This is a genomic window from Micromonospora sp. NBC_01739, from assembly GCF_035920385.1.
In the GTDB taxonomy this organism is placed as follows: domain Bacteria; phylum Actinomycetota; class Actinomycetes; order Mycobacteriales; family Micromonosporaceae; genus Micromonospora.
In genome coordinates this window covers 2,735,876-2,742,500 of sequence record NZ_CP109151.1, presented here as the reverse complement: position 1 = coordinate 2,742,500, position 6,625 = coordinate 2,735,876, and the positions used below count along the sequence as shown (strand labels likewise).

At 67.0% G+C, this 6,625-nt stretch carries 3 protein-coding genes and 2 rRNA genes (1 of these 5 only partly in view); 4 read left to right on the top strand and 1 reads right to left on the bottom strand.

Features of this window, described 5'->3' with window-relative positions:
* Together OIE53_RS12000 and rrf are read left to right on the top strand one after the other, a co-directional pair.
* Positions 1–2,614, top strand: a 23S ribosomal RNA gene (locus OIE53_RS12000) (it extends 499 nt beyond the left edge of the window).
* A 95-nt stretch (positions 2,615–2,709) separates the two neighbouring features.
* Positions 2,710–2,826, top strand: a 5S ribosomal RNA gene (gene rrf, locus OIE53_RS11995).
* A 93-nt stretch (positions 2,827–2,919) separates the two neighbouring features.
* On the opposite strand, the gene OIE53_RS11990 is transcribed toward rrf, so the two are convergent.
* A complete protein-coding gene (locus OIE53_RS11990) occupies positions 2,920–4,587 on the bottom strand; it encodes a hypothetical protein (protein ID WP_327026681.1) in 1,668 nt (555 codons plus the stop codon).
* Here OIE53_RS11990 and OIE53_RS11985 point away from each other — a divergent pair.
* Positions 4,576–5,604: a Replicase polyprotein 1ab gene (locus OIE53_RS11985; RefSeq protein ID WP_327026680.1), complete on the top strand. Its 1,029-nt coding sequence runs from the start codon at positions 4,576–4,578 to the stop codon at positions 5,602–5,604. The two genes, OIE53_RS11990 and OIE53_RS11985, sit on opposite strands and share 12 nt — an antisense overlap.
* Positions 5,601–6,620, top strand: a complete 1,020-nt coding sequence (locus OIE53_RS11980; protein WP_327026679.1) for an HAD-IIA family hydrolase — start codon at positions 5,601–5,603, stop codon at positions 6,618–6,620. The genes OIE53_RS11985 and OIE53_RS11980 overlap by 4 nt, the downstream gene beginning before the upstream one ends.
* Positions 6,621–6,625 lie beyond the last annotated feature (5 nt).

The window sequence follows — 6,625 nt, the reverse complement described above, 5'->3', positions numbered from 1 at the left end:
ACCACCTGGTAAGCCTAAATACTTCCTGGTGACCGATAGCGGACGAGTACCGTGAGGGAATGGTGAAAAGTACCCCGGGAGGGGAGTGAAATAGTACCTGAAACCGTTCGCCTACAATCCGTCGGAGCCTTGAGGGGTGACGGCGTGCCTTTTGAAGAATGAGCCTGCGAGTTAGTGGCATGTGGCGAGGTTAACCCGTGTGGGGGAGCCGTAGCGAAAGCGAGTCTGAAGAGGGCGTTTGAGTCGCATGTTCTAGACCCGAAGCGGAGTGATCTAGCCATGGGCAGGCTGAAGCGTGGGTAAGACCGCGTGGAGGGCCGAACCCACCAACGTTGAAAAGTTGGGGGATGACCTGTGGTTAGGGGTGAAAGGCCAATCAAACTCCGTGATAGCTGGTTCTCCCCGAAATGCATTTAGGTGCAGCGTCGCGTGTTTCTTGCCGGAGGTAGAGCACTGGATGGTCTAGGGGGCCCACAAGCTTACCGAAATCAGCCAAACTCCGAATGCCGGTAAGTGAGAGCGCGGCAGTGAGACTGCGGGGGATAAGCTTCGTAGTCGAGAGGGAAACAGCCCAGATCACCAGCTAAGGCCCCTAAGCGTGTGCTAAGTGGAAAAGGATGTGGGATCGCATAGACAACCAGGAGGTTGGCTTAGAAGCAGCCACCCTTTAAAGAGTGCGTAATAGCTCACTGGTCAAGTGGTTCCGCGCCGACAATGTAGCGGGGCTCAAGCACACCGCCGAAGCTGTGGCATTCACATTTTAACCCCGCTGGCGCCTTCGGGTGTCGGTGCAGGTGTGTGGATGGGTAGGGGAGCGTCGTGCCGGGGGTGAAGCAGCGGGGTGACCCAGTTGTGGACGCGGCACGAGTGAGAATGCAGGCATGAGTAGCGAAAGAAGGGTGAGAAACCCTTCCGCCGGATGACCAAGGGTTCCAGGGCCAGGTTAATCCGCCCTGGGTGAGTCGGGACCTAAGGCGAGGCCGAGAGGCGTAGTCGATGGACAACGGGTTGATATTCCCGTACCCGCGAAAGAGCGTCCCTGATGAACCTCGTTGTGCTAACCACCCGAGCCGGCTGATGTCTTCGGACTGATGTTGGGGAGCGTGGGAACCTGGCGGGTAGTAGTCAAGCGATGGGGTGACGCAGGAAGGTAGCTGAGCCCGGCCGGTGGTTGTGCCGGGGTAAGCGTGTAGGCCGTGCTGTAGGCAAATCCGCAGCACATGAGGCTGAGACGTGATGCCGAGCCGATTCAGGTGAAGTCAGTGATCCTATGCTGCCGAGAAAAGCCTCTAGCGAGTTCTGAGCGGCCCGTACCCCAAACCGACACAGGTGGTCAGGTAGAGAATACCGAGGCGATCGGGCGAACTGTGGTTAAGGAACTCGGCAAATTGCCCCCGTAACTTAGGGAGAAGGGGGGCCGGAGACGTGAAGCCCCGCGCGGGTGGAGCGTTGTATGGCCGCAGAGAGCAGGGGGAAGCGACTGTTTACTAAAAACACAGGTCCATGCGAAGAAGTAATTCGATGTATATGGACTGACGCCTGCCCGGTGCTGGAACGTTAAGGGGACCTGTTAGCTCTTCGGGGCGAAGCGGAGAACTTAAGCGCCAGTAAACGGCGGTGGTAACTATAACCATCCTAAGGTAGCGAAATTCCTTGTCGGGTAAGTTCCGACCTGCACGAATGGCGTAACGACTTCCCCACTGTCTCAACCACAGGCCCGGCGAAATTGCAGTACGAGTAAAGATGCTCGTTACGCGCGGCAGGACGGAAAGACCCCGGGACCTTTACTATAGCTTGACATTGGTATCTGAGTTAGCTTGTGTAGGATAGGTGGGAGCCGGTGAAGCGCATACGCCAGTATGCGTGGAGGCAATCTTGAAATACCACTCTGGTTGATTCGGGTATCTAACTTCGGACCGTTATCCGGTTCAGGGACAGTGTCTGGTGGGTAGTTTAACTGGGGCGGTTGCCTCCTAAAAGGTAACGGAGGCGCCCAAAGGTTCCCTCAGCCTGGTTGGCAATCAGGTGTTGAGTGCAAGTACACAAGGGAGCTTGACTGTGAGACTGACGGGTCGAGCAGGGACGAAAGTCGGGACTAGTGATCCGGCACTTGCGAGTGGAAGCGGTGTCGCTCAACGGATAAAAGGTACCCCGGGGATAACAGGCTGATCTTCCCCAAGAGTCCATATCGACGGGATGGTTTGGCACCTCGATGTCGGCTCGTCGCATCCTGGGGCTGTAGCAGGTCCCAAGGGTTGGGCTGTTCGCCCATTAAAGCGGTACGCGAGCTGGGTTTAGAACGTCGTGAGACAGTTCGGTCCCTATCCGCCGTGCGCGTAGGATACTTGAGAAGGGCTGTCCCTAGTACGAGAGGACCGGGACGGACGAACCTCTGGTGTGCCAGTTGTCCCGCCAGGGGCACGGCTGGTTAGCTACGTTCGGAAGGGATAACCGCTGAAAGCATCTAAGCGGGAAGCCTGCTTCAAGATGAGGTATCCCACCACCCTTCGGGGTGGGTAAGGCCCCCAGCTAGACGACTGGGTTGATAGGCCGGAAATGTAAGCCCGGTAACGGGTTCAGTTGACCGGTACTAATAGGCCGAGGACTTGCTCACAAAGATTCTGCTCGCGTCCACTGTGCAACTCACGACAAACAAACAAACACCCCGACACACTGTTGGTGTGGTGTTGTTTGATATGTTGATAAGGTTACGGCGGTCATGGCGGAGGGGAAACGCCCGGTTACATTCCGAACCCGGAAGCTAAGCCCTCCAGCGCCGATGGTACTGCACTCGGGAGGGTGTGGGAGAGTAGGACACCGCCGGACACACGTCACAGTCGAGGGCCGCCCGGAATCGGGTCGGCCCTCGACTGCGTTGCGTCATGGAATGACGCACTTAGGAAGGATGTACCTGTGAGTTCAGAAGCTCAGGGCGGAGACCGTCCCCGGAGCCACGAGGGCCGGCCCGAGGGCCGTGACCGCGGCTTCCGCCGGGACGACCGCCCGTCGTACCGCGACGACCGCGGTGACGGGGCTGACCGTCCCCGTTCCGGCGGGTTCCGCCGCGACGGCGACCGCCGTGAGGGCGGCTACCGCGACCGGGGTCACAGCGCCGAGCGCGGCGCCCCCCGCGAGGGCGACGACCGACGGGGTGGCTTCCGTCGCGACAACAGCGACCGTCCCGGCGGCTTCCGTGACGGCGGCGAGCGTCGCGAGGGCGGATTCCGCGGCGGGGATCGTCGTGAGGGCGGCTTCCGGCGTGACAGCGGTGACCGTCCCGGCGGTGACCGCCGTGAGGGCGGGTTCCGCGGCGGTGGTCGTGAAGGTGGCTTCGGCGGCGGGGATCGTCGTGAGGGCGGCTTCGGCGGCGGGGACCGTCGCGAGGGCGGCTTCCGGCGTGACAGCGGTGACCGCCCTGGCGGTGACCGCCGTGAGGGCGGGTTCCGCGGCGGTGACCGTCGTGAAGGTGGCTTCCGGCGTGACAGCGGTGACCGTCCCGGTGGGTTCCGTGGCGGAGACCGTCGCGAGGGCGGCGACCGTTCTGGTGGCTTCCGTGGAGGCGAGCGTCGCGAGGGCGGCTTCGGCGGCGGGGATCGCCGCGAGGGCGGCGACCGTCCCGGCGGTTTCCGAGGCGGGGATCGCCGCGAAGGTGGCTTCCGGCGCGACAGCGGTGACCGTCCCGGCGGGTTCCGTGACGGCGGCGATCGTCGTGAGGGCGGCTTCCGGCGCGACAGTGGCGAGCGTTCCGGCGGGTTCCGTGGTGGAGACCGTCGTGAGGGCGGCGAGCGTTCCGGCGGGTTCCGCGATGGTGGCGATCGTCGTGAGGGTGGCTTCCGGCGTGACAGCGGGGACCGTCCCGGTGGGTTCCGTGACGGTGGCGAGCGTCGCGAGGGCGGTTTCCGTGGTGGGGACCGCCGTGAGGGTGGCTTCCGGCGCGACAGTGGCGAGCGTTCCGGCGGTTTCCGTGGTGGAGACCGTCGTGAGGGCGGTGACCGTCCCGGTGGATTCCGCGATGGTGGCGAGCGTCGTGAGGGCGGTTTCCGTGGTGGGGACCGCCGTGAGGGTGGCTTCCGCCGTGACAGCGGTGACCGTCCCGGCGGGTTCCGTGACGGTGGCGAGCGTCGTGAGGGCGGTTTCCGTGGTGGGGACCGCCGTGAGGGTGGCTTCCGCCGTGACAGCGGTGACCGTCCCGGTGGGTTCCGTGGTGGAGACCGTCGTGAGGGCGGTGACCGTCCCGGTGGATTCCGCGATGGTGGCGAGCGTCGTGAAGGTGGCTTCCGTCGTGACAGTGGCGAGCGTTCCGGCGGGTTCCGCGAGGGCGGGGACCGTCGTGAGGGCGGGTTCCGTCGTGACAGTGGCGAGCGTTCCGGCGGGTTCCGTGACGGTGGGGACCGCCGTGAGGGCGGCTTCCGCGACGACCGCGGGCGTGACGAGAGGTCGTATGCCGGGCGGGACGGGGCGGAGTCGACCGAGGGTACGGCCGCTCCGGAGCTGCCCGAGGAGATCCTCGCGACCGACCTGGACAAGGACGTCCGCGCCGAACTGCTCTCGATCGCCAAGCCGGTCGCGGAGACCGTGGCTCGCCACCTCGTGGCGACCGGGCAGCTGATCGACGAGGACCCGGCACAGGCTCTGGCCCATGCCCTGGCCGCGCGCCGCCTGGCGTCGCGGATCTCGGCGGTCCGGGAGGCGGTCGGACTGGCCGCGTACCACGCCGGCGAGTGGCAGACCGCGATCGCGGAGCTGCGGACGTACCACCGGATGAGTGGTCTGCAGAGTCACCTGGCGGTCATCGCGGACTGTGAGCGGGCCCTGGGGCGGCCGGAGCGGGCGATCGACCTGTTCCGGGGCGCCGACCAGGAGAAGCTGGACCGGGCCGTCGCGATCGAACTGCTGATCGTGGCCGCTGGTGCCCGAGGTGACCTCGGTCAGCGAGACGCGGCCGTGGCCATGCTCCAGGTACCGGAGTTGACCACCGACACCCCGCAGCCGTGGACGGCGCGGCTGCGGTACGCGTACGCCGACGCTCTGCTGGCCGGCGGACGGCGGGTGGAGGCCCGGGAATGGTTCGCCCGTGCGGCGGAGGTCGACGCCGACGCCGAGACCGACGCGGCGGAGCGGCTGCTCGAACTCGACGGCGTGGTCATCGAGGGTGACGACGAGGACGAGGCGGCCGAGGAACTGGCCGCCGATCCCGCTGCCCCGGGAGCTGTCCCGGCCGAGCCGGATGCCGACCTCACCGAGGCCGCCACCGAGTTGGCCGAATCGACCGGGGACGACGCCGCTGTCGACAGTGCGGCCGGCGACGTCGCGGACGACAACGACGACGTGGCCGGCGAGGCTGCAGGTGACGGCGTGACCGGCGACGGTGCCGTCGAGACTGCGGGCGACGAGGTGACCGGCGAGGTCGACGCGGCCGAGAACGGCCCGGTCGGCGAGGCCACGGTCGCGGTCGACGCGGTCGAGGAGTCGGCTGGCGAGGGCGCTGACGAGGGCCGGGTCGCCGACGGGGTGGCACAGCCTGCGGCTGAGTCGGGCCCGGTCGACGGTGGCGAGCGGCCCGAGGAGGGCGGCTCCGCGGAGTCGGAGGCACAGCGGCGATGAGCGGTGGCGGGGAACGGCTGGTCGACGGGTACACCCTGGTGGTCTTCGACCTGGACGGGGTGATCTACCTGATCGACCGGCCGATCCCCGGCGCGGTCGAGGCCGTCGTACGACTGCACGGTGAGGGCCGGGCGGTGGCGTACGCGACGAACAACGCCTCGCGGCGCGCGGCCGACGTGGCCGACCTGCTCACCGGGATGGGCGTGCCGGCTAGGCCGGACGAGGTGCTGACCAGCGCGGCGGCCGCCGCCCAACTGTTGGGTGAGCGGCTGCCCGCCGGGGCTGCGGTGCTGGTGGTCGGCGCGGAGGCGCTGCGCGCGGAGGTCACCGCGGTCGGGTTGCGGCCGGTGTCGCGGGCCGAGGACTCGCCGGTGGCCGTGCTCCAGGGCTACGGCCCGCAGGTCGGCTGGGCTGACCTGGCCGAAGCGGCGGTGGCCGTACGACAGGGTGCTACCTGGATCGCGACCAACACCGACCGGACCCTGCCCAGCGGGCGGGGACCGCTGCCGGGCAACGGTGCGTTGGTGGCCGCGCTGGCCACGGCGCTCGGCCGGGAACCGGACGAGGTGGTGGGCAAGCCCGCGCCGGAGTTGTTCGCCACGGCGGCACGGCGTGCCGGTGCAGGTCGGACGATCGTCGTCGGTGACCGGTTGGACACCGACATCGAGGGCGCCAACCGGGCCGGCCTGGACAGTCTGCTGGTCCTGACCGGTGTCAGTGACGTGCCCGAGTTGCTCGCCGCGCCGGTGCATCGGCGGCCCACCCATGTCGCCTGGGACCTGGCCGGGCTCTTCGATCCGACGGCGGTGGTACGGGTACCGGCGCCGGCCGGTGAGCACGACGGCTGGCAGGTCAGCCTGGGGGCCGAGGGCTGGGAACTGGGCGGCGCGGGCCGTCCTCTGGACGCTCTGGCGGCGCTCTGCGCGGTGGCCTGGGAGCATGAGCCGACCGGGTCACCCCGATCGGCGTCCCCGGAGGCCGCGCAGGCGCTGCACGCGCTCGGCCTGACCGCCTGACGCGG